3 protein-coding genes are annotated in these 23,095 nt (G+C 68.1%); 2 read left to right on the top strand and 1 reads right to left on the bottom strand.

The annotated features are described in order from the left end of the window. Positions 1–88: 88 nt before the first annotated feature. The gene (locus WMF39_RS38790; protein WP_437741505.1) at positions 89–20,200 is read right to left on the bottom strand and encodes a hypothetical protein; all 20,112 of its coding nucleotides are present in this window, start codon (positions 20,198–20,200) and stop codon (positions 89–91) included. A gap of 808 nt (positions 20,201–21,008) precedes the next feature. Between WMF39_RS38790 and WMF39_RS38785 the strand changes: the two genes are divergently transcribed. Together WMF39_RS38785 and WMF39_RS38780 are read left to right on the top strand one after the other, a co-directional pair. Continuing rightward, on the top strand, positions 21,009–21,434 hold the full coding sequence (locus WMF39_RS38785) for a hypothetical protein (protein WP_437741504.1): 426 nt from the start codon (positions 21,009–21,011) through the stop codon (positions 21,432–21,434). Between the two features lie 510 nt (positions 21,435–21,944). After that, a complete protein-coding gene (locus WMF39_RS38780) occupies positions 21,945–23,066 on the top strand; it encodes a DUF4419 domain-containing protein (protein ID WP_437741503.1) in 1,122 nt (373 codons plus the stop codon). The last annotated feature ends 29 nt before the right edge of the window (positions 23,067–23,095 follow it).

The raw sequence follows: 23,095 nt of genomic DNA, 5'->3' as shown, positions 1-23,095 counted from the left end.
ATCGCGCTCGCCTGAAGCGGCCGAGCCGCGCCCTGGCGAGGAGGCAGGCGGAGCGCGCCCGCGGAGGGCGGCTGACGCGGGCGCTGGGCTAACGGACACACGTGCAGGCGGAGTGCTCGGAATCAGGCGTGTCCTTGCCCTGCTCGCCCGCCCTGTCGACGACCCGGGCGTCCATGCCGAGCTGTTGCAGTAACTCGGTCACGAGCGCGATGGCCTCCTGTTTGTCCGCCTGCGTGCGCGGGGAGGACCACGTGTCGCTCTTCGCGACGAGCCTCCTCACCAGGGCGTCGATCGGCGCGAGGATGGCCTTGGCGCCGTCGAGAGCAGCCGGCGCGCCGGTCGCTTGCGTGGCCGGCGTGTCGCCGATTGCGCCGCCTGACTGGGAGCCCCCGCCGCGCGTCATGGCGGCGGCGGTCGCGATCTGCGGGCCGTCGCTCCTGCCGCTCGCGGCGTCCTGGGGCCGGTACCCCGCGCCCACGTCCGCCGGGTTCGTGCGTGCAGCCGTGGGACCTTCCGGGCCGGGGCTCACCGGAGACGGCGGACCCGAGAAGAGCTCTTCACGGCCGAACTCTCTCCGGATCTGCTCGGCCGACAGGACCTTGCCGCCGATGCTCTGGAAGCCGCCGGGGACCTTCGCGAGCTTGTTCACCTCGCTGGGCAGCGGGAAGATGAACTCCGTGCCCTCGTCGACCCGGATCTTCGTCGTCTTGCGGACCGTCTGCTCGCGCGGGTTGACGGGCGTCATCCTGTCGCGGTTGAGCTCGAGGAAGAGGTTCATCAACGCCGGCGTGAAGGTGAAATTGAACCGCTTGCAGTAGCCGTCGAAGACGAGCGTATACGGCGTGGTGTGCTGCCCCGCGTGCCTGCTGGAAGGCGGCCGCGTCCAGCGCAGCACGGCGCGCGACGTCCCTGGGCTCCCGGCCTGCGCGCCTTGCGAGGCGGCCGCGCCCGCCGCGCTGGGCATCGCGCGCACCCCCCACGTCCCGAGCGATCTCTCCGCCGGACCGGGGTCCCACGACTGGAAAGCCCTCCCGTCGAGCTCCGACAGGTTGAGGGTGGCGACGAGATCCGAGGGCGAAAGCGGCTGCTGGAGCGGCCGGCCTTCGAGCGTCTCCCTGAACAGGCGGCGCGCCACGTCCTCGGGTCCGTGCTCGCCGGCTTCCCTGGGCGCTGCGTCGATGTCGGGGTGATCGTGCAGCCTGGCGATGTGGTCCATGCTCGCATCGGTGAGCGGCATGGCAGCGATCGAGTCGAGATCTCCCAGCGTCGGCAGCGCCAGGCTCAGGTCGCGGCGTGAGCTGAGGATCTTCTCGACCTCGGTCTCGCTCGGCGCGTGGTTGAACTCGCTGGCCAGGGATTCTGCCAGCTGCTCCTCGGTCGTCGGGGGCACGCCGAACCCGCTGAACATCTGCTTGCCGGACGCGCCGGCGCGCCCCAGGTACATCGCGTTCTCGCCGCTCCAGAAGCCCTCCGGGTGGCGCCTGACGTAGAGCTCGTGGTTCTTGATGTAGTACCAGCCGCCGCGCTTCGCGGGGCGGGAGCTCGGCGCGTTGCGCGTGTCCGCCTCGCCGTCGCCGGTCATCTCCGCCCGCTCCTCGTCATCCAGCGTCGCGGCCTCGGGCGCGAAGAAGCGCTGCAGGGGGTTCTGGGCGCTGAAGTCGCGCTGCAGCATCAGGCGGTCCTCGTTCGAGACGCTGGAGCCCTCGCCGCCGAACCTCCGGTCGAAGTCCTCGTCTCCGACCGCGCGCAGGAGGGTGCGGTAGTTGATCGCCTGCATCGTCGTCCCGCACTCGGCGATGGTGAGGTGCTCCTCGGGGTCGAAGAACTCCCGCAGCGCCTTGCTCGCGCTCACGCCGGGCTTCAGGCGCCAGGTGAAGCTGCTCTGCTTCTCGAAATGGTCCGGGTTGAGGAAGCCGGTCCGGGCGTCCGCCAGCTCCTCCTGGACGCCGGCGTTCCGCGCGACCGCCGTGAGCGCGTCCAGGCGCGCGCTGGGCACGTTGAACGAGTAGTGGACCTTGCCCGCATGGTGGAGCTGGTTCATCCCCTGGACGTTGGCGCGCGCCAGCCGCGCCGGCTCGGACATCCCAGCGTCGGAGTCCCCGGACTCCGATCGTTCGGACCCGGCGTCCTCCGGCTCTGACGGATCGCCGTCGAGCTGCGCGCGCGCCCACTGGTTGAACTCGTCCTGCGCGCTCTCCCACGCGTCGAGCTGGTCATGGAGGGCGTGGAGCTGATCCAGGTCGAGCGCTCCAGCGTCGGACGCCTCGCCCTCGCTCCGGGCCTGCTCGACCGCCTCGAGCTCGGACAGGAGCTCTACCTCCATCAGCTCGGTATCGGATGGCTCGGATTCCGAGAGCCTCTCCAGCACCTCATTCAGCCTGCGCGTGTCGTTCATGCGGAAGCGGCCGAGCCGGCGCAGCTCGACGCGCGCTGTCTGTGGATGGTCGTCGTAGAGCCGGAGCAAGAGCCTCGCGGCCTCGGGGGAGAGCACGTCGATGGCCCCGCGCAGATCGTGGGGCTGCCGGATGCGGTGGATCTCGCCGAGCCAGGGGCGCACACCCTCGTTGAAGCGGCGCCAGTCCGCACGGCTGTCGAAGTCCTGCACGCGGGGGGCCATGCCGGTCAGCGCGTCATCGGCGCCGCCCGTGGCCTGCGACTTCACCTCGGCGGAGGCGCCCGTCTGCGGCGTCCGCGACGGGGGATACGTGCCATAAGCGAACGCCGCGAAGAGCTTCGGCATGTCCTGCTTGGCCACCCGCACGGGGAACGCTCGCCCCCAGGACTGGATCGGCACGATGAAGGAATCGCCGTGGACCGTGATCGGCCCGTCGATCGCGACCAGGTGGGGGCTCGAGGCGTCGACCTCGCCGAGCCGCGGGATCGTCTCGGGATCCTGGGGTGCAGAGGCGGCCGCCTCGTGCTTCGCCGCTTGCTCCCAGAGCGCCTTGCCGTTCATCACGGTCGCGAGCGCGAACCCCGCCTGATCGGGCTTCGCCAGGGCCTCGTTGATGCGCGCGACGTCGTAGCCGCCGGGGGAGTCGCTGGTCATGAGCTTCGCGTTCGCTCCGAGCGCATCGTTCATGAGGGCCGCGGTCGATCTCGCCGAGACCAGCAGATCGCCTTGCGCCGCGGCGACGCCGGGCTCCTTGGCGCCGTCCGTCTGCTTCTCGAGCACCGCGACGGCCGTCTCCCCGAGCAGCTCGACGAGCCCGCGGGCGAGCAGGTGGTCGAGGAGGTGGCCGTCCAGCTCCTGGGTGGCTGCGCCTTGCCCCTTCAGGCGGTCGCGCTTGGCCTTGGCGGTCTTGAGGCCGTTGAGGAGCGGTCTGTTCGGAGTCGGCCCGTGCGCTGGCAGGACCTCTCCCTTCATCTGGCTCAGGAGGAGCTCCAGGCCGTGGCTGAGCGCACGAGAGCGCGAGCCTTGCTGTCCGAAGGTGCCGGCGCCGGGCGCGCCTGCGAGCCGGCCGAGCGGCCTGCCGGTGAAGAGCGCGACGACCAGGTGCGATGCCGTGGCGAGGTCGTTCTTGAGCGTCGTGTAAAGGACGCTGTGCAGCGCGCAGTTGGTGAAGGCCGATTGCGACAGCGAGGCAGGGTCCTTGATGAGCGTGCTCAGCCGTTCGACGACCGAGCCCCTCACGCCCTGCGCATGGAGCAGCTGGCTCAGGAGCTGGGCGGCCTCCTCCCTGTGCTCGCCGTCCGCCGGGCGGGGCCATGTGCTGCTCTGCTCCTCGATCGTGCGGATCAGATCCTCGAGGGGGCTCCCCTGGGGCTGCGCGGCTTGCTCGGCGCTGGAAGGGCTGCCGGACGTCGTGGCGGCGGTCGGGGCGGCTGCATGATCGCGGCTGTTCGAGGCGTTGTACCCTGCCAGCATGTCCTCCGGGGCATTCCGTGAGACGCTCGCGGCGGGGTTGAAACCGGTGGTGACGGCGCTCGGGCTCGCTGCGCTCGCAGCTGTCGGGGTGCCGGTCCCCGCGGTCGCCGTATCGGCGCTGCCAGCGGCGGCGTCTGCCGGCGTAGCCTTCTTCTCCTGGAGGTCGATACCGAACCCGCTGTCCGCGGAGACGACCCGCCAGGCGGTACCCGCCTTGTCGCGAACCACGATCTCCTCGGAGTAGGGGAGATCGTCGACGTAACCAAGGATCTCGTCGGCCGCGGTTTCGCCGAATTGCTCGACGATTTTCGGTCGTTGGCCGACTTCGAAGGACACCTCTTTCGGCTTCGCGTTCAGCTTCTCCTTGATGCGCTCGGAGGCTCTTTCGAACACGGCGTCGAGCTCGTGTGGCGGAAGCGCTGTGGGCGTCACCTCGATCTCGCGGAAGCGCTTGCCGTTGTGCTCCCGGTCGGTGACCCTGGTGATGGTCATGCGCGAAGGCACCAGGAGGACCTCCTTCTGGTCCTGGTTGTAGGCGATCGGGTCCCCGTCCCGCTGCTGGTCGGGGTAGGAGAACATGACCGTCGGGTAGTGGCTCGTGGTGTTGATCTTCATGACGAGCCCGCCGTCCTTGACCCATTGATTCAAGGCCAGATCGGGGGTCCATGAGGTCGAGCTCGGGAGGATCTCGTCGAGCGTGCCGCCCTCGCTCAACGCGCTGGTGTCGAGATCGTTGATGACCCTGTAGAGGGTGATGTCCTCTTCGTTCAGGTCCTGGGTCGCTGTGAGCAGGTCCTGAGCCACGCGGGAGAAGTCGTCGATCTTGTGGCGAAGGGTGTCCAGCTCGTCCGGGCGCAGAACGGTGCTCAGCTCACCGTCTTCGCCGCGCTTGCTGGTGAACGCCCCTCCGCCAGGGATCCCCCGCATCGTCTGCGCTTCAGGGGTCGTGTTCGACATGTTGCGCATCAAGTCGTGGAGCGCGTCGATGTGCCGGGACGCCAGGAGACCGGTGCCGCTCCTCTCGGGCGCGAGCTGAGACGCCTGCGACGAAGACGAAGAGGAGGGCTGCCCCGAATTCTTGGCTCTCTTGGAGCTCGCTGGGGCGTCTTGCTCGTCGTCACCGAGCGCCTGCGCGGCTTTCCGCTTCGTCGCGCTCTCGGGCGCAGGGGTCTCGTCGGGCAGCATTCCGGTGACGCTCGCGGCTTGGTCCTGGGCTGAACCGGACGTGGCGGGCGCCGTCGCCTGCCCTTGCGCCGTGGCGAACGAGCCGTAGGTAACGACGGTGAAGAGCTTCGGCATGACCTCCTTCTTCACGTCGACGGAGAAGGTCTGCCCCCAGGAATAGATGGGCACGGTGTAGTGCGTGCCGCTGTCCGTGATCTTGCCGTTGATGACGACCTGGTGCGTGCTCGACGCGTCGAATGTACCCGCGTCCTCGAACGGCCTGGACTTCTTCGGATCCTTCGCGAACTCCTTCGCACGTTCGGCGAGCGCCTTGCCGTCGAGGACCGTGGCCAGAACGAACGGGGCCTGGTCGGGCCGCGAGAGCACGTCGTTGATGCGGCTCACGTCGTAGCCGTCACCGGCGACCATGGTCCGGGCGTCGCCGCCCAGGATGTCGTTGAAGAGCGTCACCAGCGAATTGGCCGACAGCAGCAGATCTCCCCGCTTCTTGGACGGGCCGGTGGCGTCCTTGGGCCTCGTGGCTGCCTTGTCGAGGTAGCCGGGGATGGCGCGGGCGGTGTTCTCGGCGTCGGCCTTGTATTGCTCCCGGGCGAGCTTGCTGAGCATCTTGCCCATGCCCCGGGCGAGGAGGTAATCGAGGACGTGCTTGTCGGACAAGGCGCCCCCCTTGCGCTCGACGTCGGCGCGCTTGGCCCCGGCCTTCTTGATGCCGTTCTGGAGCAGCTTGTTGCCGATCGGGGCCTGCTCCAGCGGGATCTCGCCGCGGATGACACGCTGGATGGGATCGGCGACCTTCGAGCTCGTGGCAGCGCCGTCTTCGCCCTGCGCGGGCAGCGAGAAGTCGGCAAGCAGCTTGCCTTTGCGGTCGAAGAGCTTGCCGGAGAACTCGGCCGCGACCACGCGCGCGAACCCGCTCAGGTCGGAGGTGAGCAGCGCGTGGAGCACGCCGTTCAGCGCGCAGATGGCGAACTGCGACTGGGAGAGGGAGTCGGGGTTTTCAATGAGCTCCTCGAGCCTCTGGATGAGCGACTCATCCACGCCCTGGGCTCGCATGAGCTCGCCGAGCAGGGCCGCGGCCTCCTGCTTGTCCTCGTCCGTCGCCGGATGGGACCATTGGGCGCTCTTCTCGTTCAGCGCCTTGAGCTGCGTGTCGATCGATGCCTTGCCGTCGGTCGTGGGGGTGCTGCCGGTCGCGGCGAGGCCGCCGGCGGCCGTGGAAGCGGCGGTTTTGCCTGGAGCTGCGCTTCCGGTGAGAGCGGCACCCTGATTCGCGGTGCTCGGAGCGCCTCCGAGCTGCTTGGTGGTGGCGGCGCCGTCGACCTGGGGGGGCGCGTGGGTCCAGCTGGGCCCCGGGGCCCCGGTCACCGTATCGGCGCTGCCCGCGGCGGCGTCTGCCGGCGCCGCCTTCTTCTCCTGGAGGTCGATACCGAACCCGCTGTCCGCGGAGACGATCCGCCAGGGGGTACCCGCCTTGTCGCGAACCACGATCTCCTCGGAGTAGGGGAGATTGTCGACGTGACCAAGGATCTCGTCGGCCGCGGTTTCGCCGAATTGCTCGACGATTTTCGGTCGTTGGTCGACTTCGAAGGACACCTCTTTCGGCTTGGTGTTCTGCTTCTCCTTGATGCGCTCGGAGGCTCTTTCGAACACGGCGTCGAGCTCGCGCGGCGGGAGCCGTGTGGGCGTCACCTCGATCTCGCGGAAGCGCTTGCCGTTGTGCTCCCGGTCGGTGACCCTGGTGATGGTCATGCGCGAAGGCACCAGGAGGACCTCTTTCTGCGCCTGATTGTAGGCGATCGGGTCCTCGTCCCGCTGCTCGTCGGGGTAGGAGAACATCACCGTCGGGTAATGGCTCGTGGTGTTGATCTTCATGACGAGCCCGCCGTCCTTGACCCATTGATCCAAGGCGAGCTCGGAGGTCCATGACGTCGAGCTCGGGAGGATCTCGTCGATCGTGCCGCCCTCGCTCAACGAGCTGGTGTCGAGATCGTTGATGACCCTGTAGAGGGTCAGATCTTCTCGGGGTAGGTCCTGGGTCCTTGTGAGCAGGTCCTGAGCGACGCGGGAGAAGTCGTCGACCTTTGGGCGAAGGGTGGCCAGCTCGTCCAGCCGCAGGTCGGCGCGCAGCTCGCCGTCTTCGCCGCGCTTGCTGGTGAACGCCCCTCCGCCGGTGATCCCGCGCATCGTCAGCCCTTCAGGGCTCGTGTCCGACATCTGCATCAAGTCGTGGAGCGCCTTGATGTGCCGGGACGCCAGGAGGCCGGTGCCGCTCCTCTCGGGCGGGGACTGAGCTGCCTGCGACGAAGACGAAGAGGAGGGCTGCCCCGAATTCTTGGCTCTCTTGGAGCTCGCAGGGGCGTCTTGCTCGTCTTCGCTCTGCGCCTGCGCGGCTGTCCGCTTCCTCGCGCTGGAGGGCGCGGGGGGCTGCAGGTCGCCCGCATCGTCCTCGCCGTCCAGAGCTGGATTGTACCCTGTCGGCACGTCCGCCGGCGTCGCCTTCTTCTCCTGAAGGTCGATACCGAACATGCTGTCCGCGGAGACGAGCCGCCAGCGGGTACCGTCCTTGTCGCGAACCACGATCTCCCGCTCGCTGGGGTCGGGGAGCTTGTCGACGTGACGAAGGATCTCGTCGGTCACGATATCGCCGAATTGCGCGGCGATGTCCGATTGTTCGTCGAGCTCGAAGTGCTTCTCCTTCGGCTTGGTGTTCTGCTTCTCCTTGATGCGCTCGGAGGCTCTTTCGAACACGGCGTCGAGCTCGCGCGGCGGGAGCTGTGTGGGCGTCACCTCGACCTCGCGGAAGCGCTTGCCGTTGTGCTCCCGGTCGGTGACCCTGGTGATGGTCATGCGCGAAGGCACCAGGAGGACCTCTTTCTGGTCCTGGTTGTAGGCGATCGGTTCTCCGTCCCGCTGCTGGTCGGGGTAGGAGAACATCACCGTCGGGTAATGGCTCGTGGTGTTGATCTTCATGACGAGCCCGCCGTCCCTGACCCATTGATCCAGGGCCAGATCGGGGGTCCACGAGGTCGAGCTCGGGAGGAGCTCGTCGATCGTGCCGCCCTCGCTCAAGGAGCTGATGTCGAGATCGTTGATGACCCTGTAGAGGGTCAGATCCTCTTGGGGCAGGTCCTGGGTACGAGTGAGCAGGTCCTGAGCGACGCGGGAGAAGTCGTCGATCTTCTGGCGAAGGGTGTCCAGCTCGTCCGGGCGCAGATCGGTGCTCAGCTCGCCGTCTTCGCCGCGCTTGCTGGTGAACGCCCCTCCGCCGGGGATCCCGCGCATCGTCTGCGCTTCCGGGGTCGTATTCGACATGTCGCGCATCAAGCCCTGGAGCGCGTCGATGTGCCGGGACGCCAGGAGACCGGCGCCGCTCCTCTCGGGCGCGGGCTGAGCCGGCTGCGACGACGAGGAGGGCTGCCCCGCATTCTTCGCTCTCTTGGAGCTCGCCGGGGCGTCTTGCTCGTCGTCGCTCTGCGCCTGCGCGGCTGTCCGCTTCCTCGCGCTGGAGGGCGCGGGTGTCTCGTCGGGCGGCATTCCGGTCGCGCTCGCGTCCTGGTCCTGGGCTGAACCGGACGCGGCGGGCGCTGGCGCCTGCATGCCGGTGGTGATGGCCGTGGGGTCCACGGGGCGGCCCGCGGGCGTCGCCTTCTTCTCCTCCAGGTCGATACCGAACATGCTGTCCGCGGAGGCGATCCGCCAGGGGGTGCCATCCTTGTCGCGAACCACGATCTCCCGCTCGCTGCGGTCGGGGAGCTTGTCGACGTGACGAAGGATCTCGTCAGCCACGGCATCGCCGAATTGCTCGGCGATGGCCGCTCGATCATCGGCGTCGAAGCTCTTCACCTTCGGCTTCGCGTTCAGCCGCTCCTCGATGCCCTGGGACGCTCTCTGGAACACGTCGTCGAGCTCGTCCGACTCAAGCTCTCTGGGCGTCACCTCGACCTCGAGGAAGCGCTTGCCGTTGTGCTCCCGCGGGGTGACCTTGGTGATGGTCATGCGCGAGGGCACAAGGAGGACCTCTTTCTGGTCCTGATTGTAGGCGATCGCGTCCCCGGGCCGCTGCGCGTCGGGGTAGGAGAACATGACGGTCGGGTAATGGCTCGTGGTGTTGATCTTCATCACGAGCCCGCCGTCCTGGACCCATTGATTCAGGGCCAGATCGGGAGTCCATGAGGTCGAGCTCGGGAGGAGCTCGTCGAGCGTGCCGCCCTCGACCAGCGAGCTCGTGTCGAGATCGTTGATGACCCTGTAGAAGGTCAGATCCTCCTGAGGCAGGTCCTGGGTGCGTGTGAGCAGGTCCCGAGCGACGCTCGAGAAGTCGTCGACCTTCTGGCGAAGGGTGGTCAGCTCGTCCGGGCGCAGCTCGGTGCTCAGGTCGCCGTCGGTGCCGCGCTTGCTGGTGAACGCGCCGCCTCCGGGGATCCCGCGCATCGTCTGCGCTTCAGAGCTGGTGTTGGACATGTCGCGCATCAGGCCATGGAGCGCGTCCATGTGCCGCGACGCCAGGGCCCTCCCCGGCGCGGGCTGAGCCGTCTGCGACGAAGAGGAAGAGGATGGCTCCCCCGTATTCTTCGCTCTCTTGGAGCTCGCCGGGGCGTCATGCTCGTCGTCGCTCTGCGCCTGCTCGGCTGCGCGCTTCCTCGCGCTGGACGGCGCGGGGGTCTCGTCGGGCAGCATTCCGGCGACGTTCGCGGCCTGGTCCTGGGCAGTACCGGATGCGGCGGGCATCGGCGCCTGGCTCTGGGTGAGGTCGTTCGCGGCCGGCGCTCGCGACGGGAGGTAGGTTCCATACGTGAAGACCGGGAAGAGCGACGGCAAGACGTCCTTCTTCACCTTGATGGAGAAGCTCTGCTGCCAGGTGTGGAGCGGCACGACATAATGATCGCCATCCTCGGTGATCTTGCCGTTGATGACGACCTGGTGCGTGCTCGAGGTGTCGATCGCGCGCGCATCCTCGAACGGCCTGGATTTCGTGGGGTCCTTCGCGAACTCCTTGGCACGCTCGGCGAGCGCCTTGCCGTCGAGGATGGTGGCCAGGGCAAACGGCGCCTGGTCGGGCCTCGCGAGGACGTCATTGATCCGGCCCACGTCGTAGTCGGCCCCGGCGACCATGGTCTTGGCGTCGCCGCCGAGGATCTTGTTGAAGAGCGTCACCAGCGAATTGGCTGACAGCAGCAGATCGCCGTGCTTCTTGGACGGGCCGGTGGCGTCCTTGGCCCTCGGCGTCGTCTTGTCGAGGTAGCCGGGGATGACGCCGGCGGCATTCTCGGCATCGTCCTTGTATTGCTCCGGGGCGAGCTTGCTGAGCATCTTGCCCATGCCCCGGGCGAGGAGGTAATCGAGGACGTGCTCGCCGGAGAAGGCGCTGCCCTTGCGCTCGCGGTCGGCGGATCCGGCCTTCGCCTTCTTGATTCCGTTGAGGAGCAGCTTGTTGCCGAACCCGGCGTTCTGCACCGGGAGCTCGCCCCGGAGGACACGGTGGATGGGATCGGCGACCTGCGCGCTGATGGCGGCGCCATTTTCGCCCTGCGCGGGCGGCGAGAAGTCGGCGAGCAGGTCCCCCTGGCGATCGAAGAGCTTGCCCGTGAACTCGGCCGCGACCACGCGCGCGAACCCGCCCAGGTCGGAGGTGAGCAGCGTGTGGAGGGCGCTGTTCAGCGCGCAGATGGCGAACTGGGACTGGGAGAGGGAGCTCGGGTTCTCGATGAGCTCCGCGAGCCGCTCGACGAGCGCCTCATCCACGCCCTGAGAGCGCATGAGGTCGCCAAGGAGCCTTTTGGCCTCCTGCTTGTTCGCGCCCGTGGCTGGATGAGACCATTGGGCGCTCTTCTCGTTCAACGCCTTGATCGCCGCATCGACCGAGGCGTTACCGTCGGCCGCCGGCGGGCTCTGGGTCGCGGCGAGGCCGTCTTTGGTGGTGGAAGCGCGGGGGTCGCCTGGTGCGGGACCGTTCGGCGTCTGGCCTGTCGCCTGCCTGCCGAGCTCTGTCGCTGGGCGCCCGGGCGAGGCTCCGGTCACCGCCTCGGCGCTGCTCCCGGCGACGTCAGCGGGCGTCGCCTTCTTCTCCTGAAGGTCGATACCGAACCGCTCGTCCGCCGAGACGATCCGCCAACGGGTACCCTCCTTGTCGCGAACCACGATCTCCCGCTCGCTGGGGTCGGGGAGATTGCCGACGTAACGAAGGATCTCGTCGGCCACGGCATCGCCGAATTGCTCGACGATCTCCGGTCGTTCGTCGACCTCGAAGGACACCTCTTTCGGCTTCGCGTTCAGCCTCTCGTCGATGCGCTCGGACGCTCTCTGGAACACGTCGTCGAGCTCGTCCGACTCAAGCTCTCTGGGCGTCACCTCGACCTCGAGGAAGCGCTTGCCGTTGTGCTCCCGCGGGGTGACCTTGGTGATGGTCATGCGCGAGGGCACAAGGAGGACCTCTTTCTGGTCCTGGTTGTAGGCGATTGGCTCTCCGTCCCTCTGCTGGTCGGGGTAGGAGAACATGACGGTCGGGTATTTGCTCGTGGTGTTGATCTTCATCACGAGCCCGCCGTCCTGGACCCATTGATTCAGGGCCAGATCGGAGGTCCATGAGGTCGAGCTCGGGAGGAGCTCGTCGAGCGTGCCGCCCTCGACCAGCGAGCTCGTGTCGAGATCGTTGATGACCCTGTAGAAGGTCAGATCCTCTTGAGGCAGGTCCTGGGTGCGTGTGAGCAGGTCCCGAGCGACGCTCGAGAAGTCGTCGACCTTCTGGCGAAGGGTGTCCAGCTCGTCCGGGCGCAGCTCGGTGCTCAGCTCGCCGTCCGTGCCGCGCTTGCTGGTGAACGCGCCGCCTCCGGGGATCCCCCGCATCGTCTGCGCTTGAGGGCTGGTGTTGGACATGTCACGCATCAAGCCCTGGAGCGCGTCGATGTGCCGGGACGCCAGGGCCCTCCCCCGCGCGGGCGGCGCCTGCTGCGACGAAGAGGAAGAGGATTGCTCCCCCGCATTCTTGGCTCTCTTGGAGCTCGCCGGGGCGTCTTGCTCGTCGTCGCTGTGCGCCTGCGCGGCGGTTCGCTTCCTCGCGCTGGCGGGCGCGGGGTCCTGGATGGGCGCCATTCCGGTGACGTTCGCCAGCGCGCCTGCATTGTCCGTGGAGGCGCTGTCGACCTGGGCGTCCGCGTGGACCGCGCTGGGCGCCGGGGCCCCGGTCACCGCCTCGGCGCTGCTCTCGGCGACGTCAGCGGGCGTCGCCTTCTTCTCCTGAAGGTCGATGCCGAACCGCTCGTCCGCCGAGACGATCCGCCAGGGGGTGCCGTCGTTGTCGCGAACCACGATCTCCCGCTCGCTGGGGTCGGGGAGCTTGTCGACGTAACGAAGGATCTCGTCGGCCACGGCATCGCCGAATTGCTCGACGATCTCCGGTCGTTCGTCGACCTCGAAGGACACCTCTTTCGGCTTCGCGTTCAGCCTCTCCTCGATGCGCTGGGACGCTCTCTGGAACACGTCGTCGAGCTCGTCGGACTCAAGCTCTCTGGGCGTCACCTCGACCTCGAGGAAGCTCTTGCCGTTGTGCTCCCGCGGGGTGACCTTGGTGATGGTCATGCGCGAGGGCACAAGGAGGACCTCCTTCTGGGCCTGATTGTAGGCGATCGCGTCCCCGGGCCGCTGCGCGTCGGGGTAGGAGAACATGACGGCCGGGTAGTGGCTGTTGGTATTGATCTTCATCACGAGCCCGCCGTCCTGGACCCATTGATTCAGGGCCAGATCGGGAGTCCATGAGGTCGAGCTCGGGAGGAGCTCGTCGAGCGTGCCGCCCTCGACCAGCGAGCTCGTGTCGAGATCGTTGATGACCCTGTAGAAGGTCAGCTCCTCTCGAGGCAGGTCCTGGGTACGTGTGAGCAGGTCCCGAGCAACGCTGGAGAAGTCGTCGACCTTCTGGCGAAGGGTGGTCAGCTCGTCCGGGCGCAGATCGGTGCTCAGCTCGCCGTCCGTGCCGCGTTTGCTGGTAAACGCGCCGCCTCCGGGGATCCCGCGCATCGTCTGCGCTTGAGGGCTGGTGTTGGACATGTCACGCATCAAGCCCTGGAGCGCGTCCATGTGCCGGGACGCCAGGGCCCTGCCCGGCGCGGGCTGAGCCGCCTGCGACGAAGAGGATGGCTCCCCGGCATTCCTCGCTCTCTTGGAGCTTGCCGGTGCGTCTTGCTCATCTTCGCTCTGCGCCTGCGCGGCTGTCCGCTTCCTCGCGCTGGCGGGCGCGGGGTCCTGGATGGGCGCCATTCCGGTGACGGTCGCCAGCGCGCCTGCATGGTCCGTGGAGGCGCCGTCGCCCTGGGCGGGCGGGCGGGTCGGGCTGGGCGCCGGGGCCCCGGTCACCGTAGCGGCGCTGCTCCCGGCTGCGTCAGCGGGCATTGCCTTCTTCTCTTGAAGGTCGATACCGAAATCCTTGTCCGCGGAGACGATCCGCCAGGGGGTACCGTCCTTATCGCGAACCACGATCTCCCCCTCGCTGGGGTGGGGGAGATTGCCGACGTGACCAAGGATCTCGTCGGCCACGGTATCGCCGAATTGCGCGACGATCTCCGGTCGTTGGTCGACCTCGAAGGACACCTCTTTCGGCTTCGCGTTCAGCTTCTCCTCGATGCGCTGGGACGCTCTTTCGAACACGTCGTCGAGCTCGTTCGACTCAAGCTCTCTGGGCGTCACCTCGACCTCGAGGAAGCGCTTGCCGTTGTGCTCCCGCGGGGTGACCCTGGTGATGGTCATGCGCGAGGGCACAAGGAGGACCTCTTTCTGGTCCTGATTGTAGGCGATCGCGTCCCCCGGCCGCTGCGCGTCGGGGTAGGAGAACATGACGGTCGGGTATTTGCTCGTGGTGTTGATCTTCATCAGGAGCCCGCCGTCCTGGACCCATTGATTCAGGGCCAGATCGGGAGTCCATGAGGTCGAGTTCGGGAGGAGCTCGTCGAACGTGCCGCCCTCGACCAGCGAGCTGGTGTCGAGATCGTTGATGACCCTGTAGAAGGTCAGATCCTCTTGGGGCTGGTCCTGGGTGCGTGTGAGCAGGTCCCGAGCGACGCTCGAGAAGTCGTCGACCTTCTGGCGAAGGGTGTCCAGCTCGTCCGGGCGCAGATCGGTGCTCAGCTCGCCGTCCGTGCCGCGCTTGCTGGTAAACGCGCCGCCTCCGGGGATCCCCCGCATCGTCTGCGCTTCAGAGCTGGTGTTGGACATGTCGCGCATCAGGCCATGGAGCGCATCCATGTGCCGGGACGCCAGGGCCCTGCCCGGCGCGGGCTGAGCCGCCTGCGACGAAGAGGATGGCTCCCCGGCATTCCTCGCTCTCTTGGAGCTCGCTGGAGCGTCTTGCTCATCTTCGCTCTGCGCCTGCGCGGCTGTCCGCTTCCTCGCGCTGGCGGGCGCGGGGGTCTCGTCGGGCGGCATTCCGGTGGCGCTCGCGGCCTGGTCCTGGGCTGAACCGGACGTGGCGGGCGCTGGCGCTTGCATGCCGGTGGTGATGGCCGTGGGGTCCACGGGGCGCCCCGCGGGCGTCGCCTTCTTCTCCTCCAGGTCGATACCGAACATGCTGTCCGCGGAGGCGATCCGCCAGGGGGTACCGTCCTTGTCGCGAACCACGATCTCCCGCTCGCTGCGGTCGGGGAGCTTGTCGACGTAACCAAAGATCTCGCCGGCCACGGTATCGCCGAATTGCGCGGCGATGGCCGATTGTTCTTCGATCTCGAAGTGCTTCTCCTTCGGCTTGGCGTTCTGCTTCTCCTTGATTCGCTCGGAGGCTCTCTCGAACACGGCGTCGAGCTCGCGCGGCGGGAGCTGTGCGGGCGTCACCTCGACCTCGAGGAAGCGCTTGCCGTTGTGCTCCCGCGGGGTGACCTTGGTGATGGTCATGCGCGAGGGCACCAGGAGGACCTCCTTCTGGTCCTGATTGTAGGCGATCGGCTCTCTGCCCCGCTGCTGGTCGGGGTAGGAGAACATGACCGTCGGGTAATGGCTCGTGGTGTTGATCTTCATGACGAGCCCGCCGTCCTTGACCCATTGATCCAAGGCCAGATCGGAGGTCCATGAGGTCGAGCTCGGGAGGATCTCGTCGATCGTGTCGCCCTCGCTCAGCGAGCTGGTGTCGAGATCGTTGATGACCCTGTAGAGGGTCAGGTCCTCTTGGGGCAGGTCCTGGGTACGTGTGAGCAGGTCCTGAGCGACGCGGGAGAAGTCGTCGACCTTCTGGCGAAGGGTGTCCAGCTCGTCCGGGCGCAGATCGGTGCTCAGCTCGCCGTCTTCGCCGCGCTTGCTGGTGAACGCCCCTCCGCCGGGGATCCCCCGCATCGTCTGCGCTTCAGGGGTCGTATTCGACATGTCGCGCATCAAGCCCTGGAGCGCGTCGATGTGCCGGGACGCCAGGAGGCCGGTGCCGCTCCTCGCGGGCGCGGGCTGCGCCGCCTGCGACGAAGACGAAGACGAAGACGAAGACGAAGAGGAGGGCTGCCCCGCGTTCTTCGCTTTCTTGTTCTCGGCGCTCGATCCGGGGCCTTGCTCGTCATCGCTGAGCGCCTGCGCGGCTTTCCGCTTCGTCGCGCTGTCGGGCGCGGGGGTCTCGTCGGGCAGCATTCCGGTGACGCTCGCGGCCTGATCCTGGGCTGTACCGGACGTGGCGGGCGCCTGCGCCTGCCCTGGCGCCGTGGCGAACGAGCCATAGGTAACGACGGTGAAGAGCTTCGGCATGACCTCCTTCTTCACGTCGATGGAGAAGGTCTGCCCCCAGGAATAGATGGGCACGGTGTAGTGCGTGCCGTTGTCCGTGATCTTGCCGTTGATGACGACCTGGTGCGTGCTCGACGCGTCGAACGTGCCCGCGTCCTCGAACGGCCTGGACTTCTTCGGATCCTTCGCAAACTCCGCCGCACGTTCGGCGAGCGCCTTGCCGTCGAGGACCGTGGCCAGAACGAACGGGGCCTGGTCGGGCCGCGAGAGCACGTCGTTGATGCGGCTCACGTCGTAGCCGTCACCGGCGACCATGGTCCGGGCGTCGCCGCCCAGGATGTCGTTGAAGAGCGTCACCAGCGAGTTCGCCGACAGCAGCAGATCTCCCCGCTTCTTGGACGGGCCGGTGGCGTCCTTGGGCCTCGTGGCTGCCTTGTCGAGGTAGCCGGGGATGGCGCGGGCGGTGTTCTCGGCGTCGGCCTTGTATTGCTCCGGGGCGAGCTTGCTGAGCATCTTGCCCATGCCCCGGGCGAGGAGGTAATCGAGGACGTGCTTGTCGGAGAAGGCGCCCCCCTTGCGCTCGACGTCAGCGCGCTTGGCCCCCGCCGTCTTGATGCCGTTCCGGAGCAGTTTGTTGCCGATCGGGGCCTGCTCCAGCGGGATCTCGCCGCGGATGACACGCTGGATGGGATCGGCGACCTTCGAGCTCGTGGCAGCGCCGTCTTCGCCCTGCGCGGGCAGCGAGAAGTCGGCGAGCAGCTTGCCTTTGCGGTCGAAGAGCTTGCCGGAGAACTCGGCCGCGACCACGCGCGCGAACCCGCTCAGGTCGGAGGTGAGCAGCGCGTGGAGCACGCCGTTCAGCGCGCAGATGGCGAACTGCGACTGGGAGAGGGAGTCGGGGTTTTTGATGAGCTCCTCGAGCCTCTGGATGAGCGACTCATCCACGTCCTGAGCTCGCATGAGCTCGCCGAGCAGCGCCGCGGCCTCCTGCTTGTTGTCGTCCGTGGCCGGATGAGACCATCGGGCGCTCTTCTCGTTCAGCGCCTCGAGCGTCGCATCGATCGATGCCTTTCCGTCGGTCGTGGGGGTGCTCTGGGTCGCGGCGAGGCCGCCGGTGGTGGTGGAAGCGGCGGTTTTGCCTGGAGCTGCGCTTCCGGTGAGAGCGGCACCCTGGTTCGCGGTGCTCGGAGCGCCTCCGAGCTGCTTGGTGGTGGCGGCGCCGTCGCCCTGGGGGGGCGCGTGAAGCCAGCTGGGCGCCGGGGCCCCGGTCACCGTATCGGCGTTGCCCGCGGCGGCGTCTGCCGGCGTCGCCTTCTTCTCCTGAAGGTCGATACCGAACCTGCTGTCCGCGGAGACGATCCGCCAGGGGGTACCGTTCTTGTCGTGAACCACGATCTCCCCGGAGTGGGGGAGGTTATCGACGTGACCAAGGATCTCGTCGGCCACGGTATCGCCGAATTGCTCGGCGATGGCCGCTCGATCCTCGACTTCGAAGCTCTTCTCCTTCGGCTTGGCGTTCTGCTTCTCCTCGATGCGCTGGGACGCTCTCTGAAACACGTCGTCGAGCTCGCCGGACTCAAGCTCTCTGGGCGTCACCTCGACCTCGCGGAAGCGCTTGCCGTTGTGCTCCCGGTCGGTGACCCTGGTGATGGTCATGCGCGAAGGCACCAGGAGGACCTCTTTCTGCGCCTGATTGTAGGCGATCGGGTCCTCGTCCCGCTGCTCGTCGGGGTAGGAGAACATCACCGTCGGGTAATGGCTCGTGGTGTTGATCTTCATCACGAGCCCGCCGTCCTTGACCCATTGATCCAAAGCGAGCTCGGAGGTCCATGAGGTCGAGCTCGGGAGGATCTCGTCGAGCGTGTCGCCCTCGCTCAACGAGCTGGTGTCGAGATCGTTGATGACCCTGTAGAGGGTCAGAGCCTCTTGGGGCAGGTTCTGGGTACGCGTGAGCAGGTCCTGAGCGACGCGGGAGAAGTCGTCGACCTTCTGGCGAAGGGTGTCCAGCTCGTCCGGGCGCAGATCGGTGCTCAGCTCGCCGTCATTGCCGCGCTTGCTCGTGAACGCCCCTCCGCCGGTGATCCCGCGCATCGTCAGCCCTTCAGGGCTCATGTCCGACATCTGCATCAAGTCGTGGAGCGCCTTGATGTGCCGGGACGCCAGGAGGCCGGCGCCGCTCCTCTCGGGCGCGGACTGAGCCGCCTGCGACGAAGACAATGGCTGCCCCGAACTCTTCGCTCTCTTGGAGCTCGCAGGGGCGTCTTGCTCGTCGTCGCTCTGCGCCTGCGCGGCTGTCCGCTTCCTCGCGCTGGAGGGCGCGGGGGTCTCATCGGGCGGCATTCCGGTGGCGCTCGCGGCCTGGTCCTGGGCTGAACCGGACGTGGCGGGCGCTGGCGCCTGCATCCCCGTGGTGATGGCCGTGGGGTCCACGGGGCGCCCTGCGGGCAGCTGCGGGGCCGCCTCTGGCCGGGGCTGGCCGGGTCTCTCCGGCGCCTTTTCTTGGGCGCCCTGCGTCGGCAAAGCGCCCGGCTGAGGACTCGAGGCCTCCGGCGCCTTGGCCGTCGTCTGCTCCGGGGCATCACCGGGCAGCTCGCGTGGCTCGTTGTCCTGGGAGGTTTGCTCTGCCCCTCGCGTCGGCTGCTCGGGGGCGCGCTGCTCGGGGTCCTGGGCATCTTCCTTCGGCGACGACGCGCGATCCCCGGGCGGATCGCGGGGCTCGTCGTCCCGCGGCTCCTGATCGGGTCCTCCCGACCGCTGCTCGGAGGCACGCTGCTCGGTGTCCTGGATGTCTTCCGGCGGCAGGGTGCGCGGGCCGACGAGCTCGCCGATCGCGTCTTTGCCCCTTTCCGCCAGGTCATGCTCGAACGTGTCCGCTCGGTCCTTGAGGACCCCGGCCCAGTCGTCGCCGAGCTTGCCCAGGTCGACGGTGCGAGCATTCTTGATCTGGTCGTCACCGATCTTGTCCTGCTTGAGGCCGCCGACGCTGGAGATGGGGTTGGCGGTCTTCTCGGTGGAGCGCCAGTTGTGGATGTAGCCGACGGTGCTGGGCGCGTTGGGCCCTGTCGTCTCGATGCCGATCTGGAGGGCGCCCGGCCTGTCCGACCTGGGCGGCCGGTGGCCGATGAAGATGTGGCCGTGAGCGCCGTCTGGCAGGATGACGTCGCCGTTGAAGTCCTTGAGGCCGAGGCCGCCGATGGCGAGGTTCATGCCGTAGAGCTCGGTGTCATCGAGCTTGGACTTGATGGCGGCGACGTGTCCTCCTTCCTCCTTGAATTTGCCCTTGCCGAGCGCGATGTGGTGCGTCCCGAAGGCGCGCGGGAACACGCCGGCCTTCGGGTTGCCGTGCCCGTCGGTGATGCCGAGGAGCTCGGTCACCGCGTACGGAGGCGTGCCCGCGGGGATCTGGATGTTGACCCGGCCGCCGTGGGAGAGGAGCTTGGCGACGGGGACGTCGCGGAGCGGGACATGGCTCTTTGCGCTGTCGTCGTAGATCTCGGCGCCTTCCTGGAGCAGGTGAAAGACGTTCGTGAGCACCTCGATCGACTGGTTGTACCTGTCGAGGACATCGTCGTTCGAGAGGGTGCCGCTTCCCGTCGGGTTCGGCACGGCGCCTTGCGCGATCGCCTTGGTCGCGTCGTCGTTCGGCGCCGTGTGCTCGAGCGTCTTGGCCCATTCTGCCGCGATGCCCCGATCGATCTCCTGCTTGAGCTCGTCCCGCCTCGCCGGGTCGCTCGCGTGCCTCGCCTCCATCGACAGGGCCACCGCGGCTGGAGGGGTGCCCTCGAAGCGTTGCCCGCCCTCGCCGCTGTTCCTCTGTCGAGAGACGTAGCTCGCGAGGACGACCTTGCTCGGCTTGTGGAGCTGGTGGAAGCCGCGGAATTTCTCGGGATTGTCGTCCTTGTCGTCCGACAGGTACTGCTTGACCTGGTCGAGCGTGAGCATGCCGGAGGCGTTGAGCCAGCGCTGTCCCTGAGGGGTCGAGGAGAGCTGCTCGAAGGCGTTCCACTCGGCTTCGTTGAACAGCGGTCCTTTCGGGAAGCGCTTCCCGAGATCCTTCTTCGCCTGCGCGGGATGGGCGGGGAAGCCGCCGCTGGTCAGCTGGTCGGCGATGCTCGGGAGGCCTCGCTTCGCCTTCTTGCGGCTGCCTCTACCCGTTTGAGTCCTCCATTCGGACTTCTTGACGGCCTTGTCCGCGATCCATGTCACCTTGCCGTCCTGCGCTGGGTCGGCCGTGGTGGACGAGTGTCCCGGCGTCGGTCCCGAGCCGCCGGCCCCCGGCTGCCGGGAGCCCTGCCCCGCGGGCGGTGACTTCGAGGTGGAGGGCTTGGCGGGCGTGGGCTCCGCGGTGGCAGCGGGTTTAGGGGCGGGGGTGCTCTTCGCGCCGGTCTCGCCCGCCTTGGGGGAGGTCTGAGCTGACGTGCTGTCCTTTGCGACGGTCTCCTTCGCGGGTGTCCCTCCGGGCACCTCGCCCCCCTTGGGAGCCGTGCTTCCTGGCTCCGTCGCCTTGGTGTTCCCTTGGGGACCCTTGCCGAGGCCTGGAGATGGCTGGTCGGTAGGCTGGGTGGAGCCCTTGGGGAGGCCGCCATCGGAAGGGGCGGATTGAAGCCTGGCGGTGGGCTCGGTGGTCTGAGGCTGGGTGGAGCCCTTGGGCAGGCCGCCATCGGCGGAGCGAGGCCTGACGGTGGGCTCGGTGGTCTGAGGCTGGGTGGAGCCCTTGGGCAGGCCGCCATCGGAAGGGGCGGATCGAGGCCTGACGGTGGGCTCGGTGGTCTGAGGCTGTGTGGAGCCCTTGGGCAGGCCGCCATCGGCGGAGCGAGGCCTGACGGTGGGCTCGGTGGTCTGAGGCTGGGTGGAGCCCTTGGGCAGGCCGCCATCGGAAGGGGCGGAGCGAGGCCTGACGGTGGGCTCGGTGGTTTGAGGCTGTGTGGAGCCCTTGGGCAGGCCGCCATCGGCGGAGCGAGGCCTGACGGTGGGCTCGGTGGTCTGAGGCTGTGTGGAGCCCTTGGGGAGGCCGCCATCGGCGGAGCGGGGCCTGACGATGGGCTCGGTGGTCTGAGGCTGTGTGGAGCCCTTGGGGAGGCCGCCATCGGCGGAGCGGGGCCTGACGATGGGCTCGGTGGTCTGAGGCTGTGTGGAGCCCCTGGGGAGGCCGCCATCGGCGGATCGAGGCCTGACGGTGGGCTCGGTGGTCTGAGGCTGTGTAGAGCCCCTGGGGAGGCCGCCATCGGAAGCGGCGGATCGAGGCCTGGCCGGATCCTGCAGGTTCCCGGCGTTGGAGAGCGGCGGCCTCGGCGTCGCGGTCGGGGAGCTTGGCGCGCTGGTGGGTGCTCGGCCGACATTGGGGCTGTTGTTGCCGGTCGTCGTGCTCCCGAACTGGCTCCCTGATGGACTGTGCGGCGCGGCCGTCGTCGTGGTCGTCGGGCCGGGCGAGCTCGGTTTGCTGGTGCTCTTCCGCGTGACGGGATCCCAGCCGGAGAAGGGGTCTGGCTTCGGGGTCGGGCTGGGAGCCGCGGCCTGGTTCACGGCGCTGGGCGCGGCCGCGCTGCTCGACGTGCTGCCGGCGTCGGTCAGAGGATGCGCGAAATTGCCCGCGCTCTTTACCTGGGCGCGCAGCCCCGAGCGGACACCTGTGGCTTTCGACGGCGAAGGCGAACGGCTGCGCGAGGAGCTGCGCGAGGAGGGCATGCGCCATGAATGACGCGAAACTCATGCGCTGCCAAGCGCCTCGATCCTCGCCTGGAGGCGGGATATGCCGTGCCATGTCGCCCAGCTCGGCCAGCAGCGAATCTCTCGGGATCCGCCTTGTGGACCGGGAGATCCCGCACCTTCGCGCCATTGTGGCGCTCCGCCGGGACCGAATCCGCGCATGCATCCGGGGCGACGCGGCGACAAGCATCGCGATTGCGGTCGGTCCGCCGAGCAGGTAACCTGGCGCTCCAATTGCACGCACGGATGTGTCAGTTTTACTGAAATGTTCCGTTGTGGGTGAGCGCTCGCTGCCTCTCCGCTCACGCGTCTGGCGCACGGCCGTGCGTCGGCGCGCCCGACGAGGTCGAGGTGCCGCCGAGGCGATTCCAGGGTTGAGCCCGCTCGCTGCGCGGTTGCCGCCGGCGCGAGTTGTCTCGCGCGGCGCGCTTGTGTACGAGGTTCTATCTACGGCAGCGCTGGCCCATGAAGCCGTCGCGCAGGGCCAGGAGGACGAGGAGCCATGAGCGTCACGACGATCGACGTTGCCGAGGTCGCGCCTTCGACGGCGCCCCTGCCCGCGTTCGACGAGGAAGCGACGGTGCAGAGCCTGCTCGTCTCGCCCGTCGAGGCCGCCTACCGCCATCGCCTGCCCCTCGTCGGACGCACGGACGTGCACCCGCTCGTCCAGGCGGCCTACATGGCCTATACCCAGCGTTATCCCCTCGTGCTGTCACCCGACGTGGTCTGGTTCTGCCTTGCCCGGGGGTTCACGCTCCACGTCGCCGCGAACGAGGCGCAGCGGCGTCAGGTCCTCCTCGACGACAGCGACTTCGAGCTGAGGATCGATCGGCCGGATTTCACGCTGGGTGAGGTGAACCCGTGGCCCGTCGCGTTCTCGGATTTCTCCACCCTGATCGCCGCGCGGGTCGGCAAGCTGCGGGAGCTCGTGACAGCCAGTTTCTCCACCACGGGACCGGTGGAGCGCGTGGCGTCGGAGCTCACGGTGATGACGCCGTTCGTGCCGCACTTCGAGTGGCAGCCGCCCTTCCCCGCGGACATGAGCTTTCCGGAACGTGGAATCCCGCGCATTTACCTGCTCGGCACGGCGGACGACTGGCGCTGGGTGCGCCACCGCGCGGCGACGTTCGTCCCCTTCGGGGCGGAGCGCTGGACTGACGTGCTCCTGCCGGTGCTCGACCAGATCGTCGCTGCGGCGGAGGGGCGTCAGGATCCAGCGTTCTGGCGCGCCTTCTTCCGGTACGAGAACTCCGCGGATGAGCTCACCGGGTGGATCCACGTGCTCTTTCCGTACCTGCGCGCCTGGCCGGCCGACCACTTCGTCTGGAATGCGTATCTCGACGGCTGGCTCGATCGCTGGAAGGCCGCGGAGGCCCGGCGCAACCCGCTCTCCGCGCTGGCGGATCCGGAGGGACCCGGGTTCGCGCAGCTCCCGCCGGGGCTGACCAGCGTGCCCTTGCGCTTCATCGATGCGCAGCGCCGGGAGCACCCCCTGGAGTTCGTCAGCGGCCTCATCGGCGTCACGCAGGACCAGCACTCGCTCGCGCTCATTCCGGAGTTCGTGTGGGCCGTCGTGAACGGTGAGCCCGGCCCCGAGGTCGAACAGCCCGCCGGCGCGGGCTGAGGGGCGCAAGGCCGCTCGGCGAGGGCTGC

The sequence above is a fragment of the Sorangium sp. So ce1504 genome (assembly GCF_051521635.1).
In the GTDB taxonomy this organism is placed as follows: Bacteria; Myxococcota_A; Polyangia; order Polyangiales; family Polyangiaceae; genus Sorangium; species Sorangium cellulosum_B.
The sequence above is the reverse complement of the archived record's forward strand: the minus strand, read 5'-3'. Positions and strand labels throughout refer to the sequence as shown.

What these genes read in the sequence shown, in the direction of transcription:
- WMF39_RS38780 (WP_437741503.1), top strand. Translation starts at nt 21,945, where the DNA reads ATGAGCGTCACGACGATCGACGTTGCCGAGGTCGCGCCTTCGACGGCG.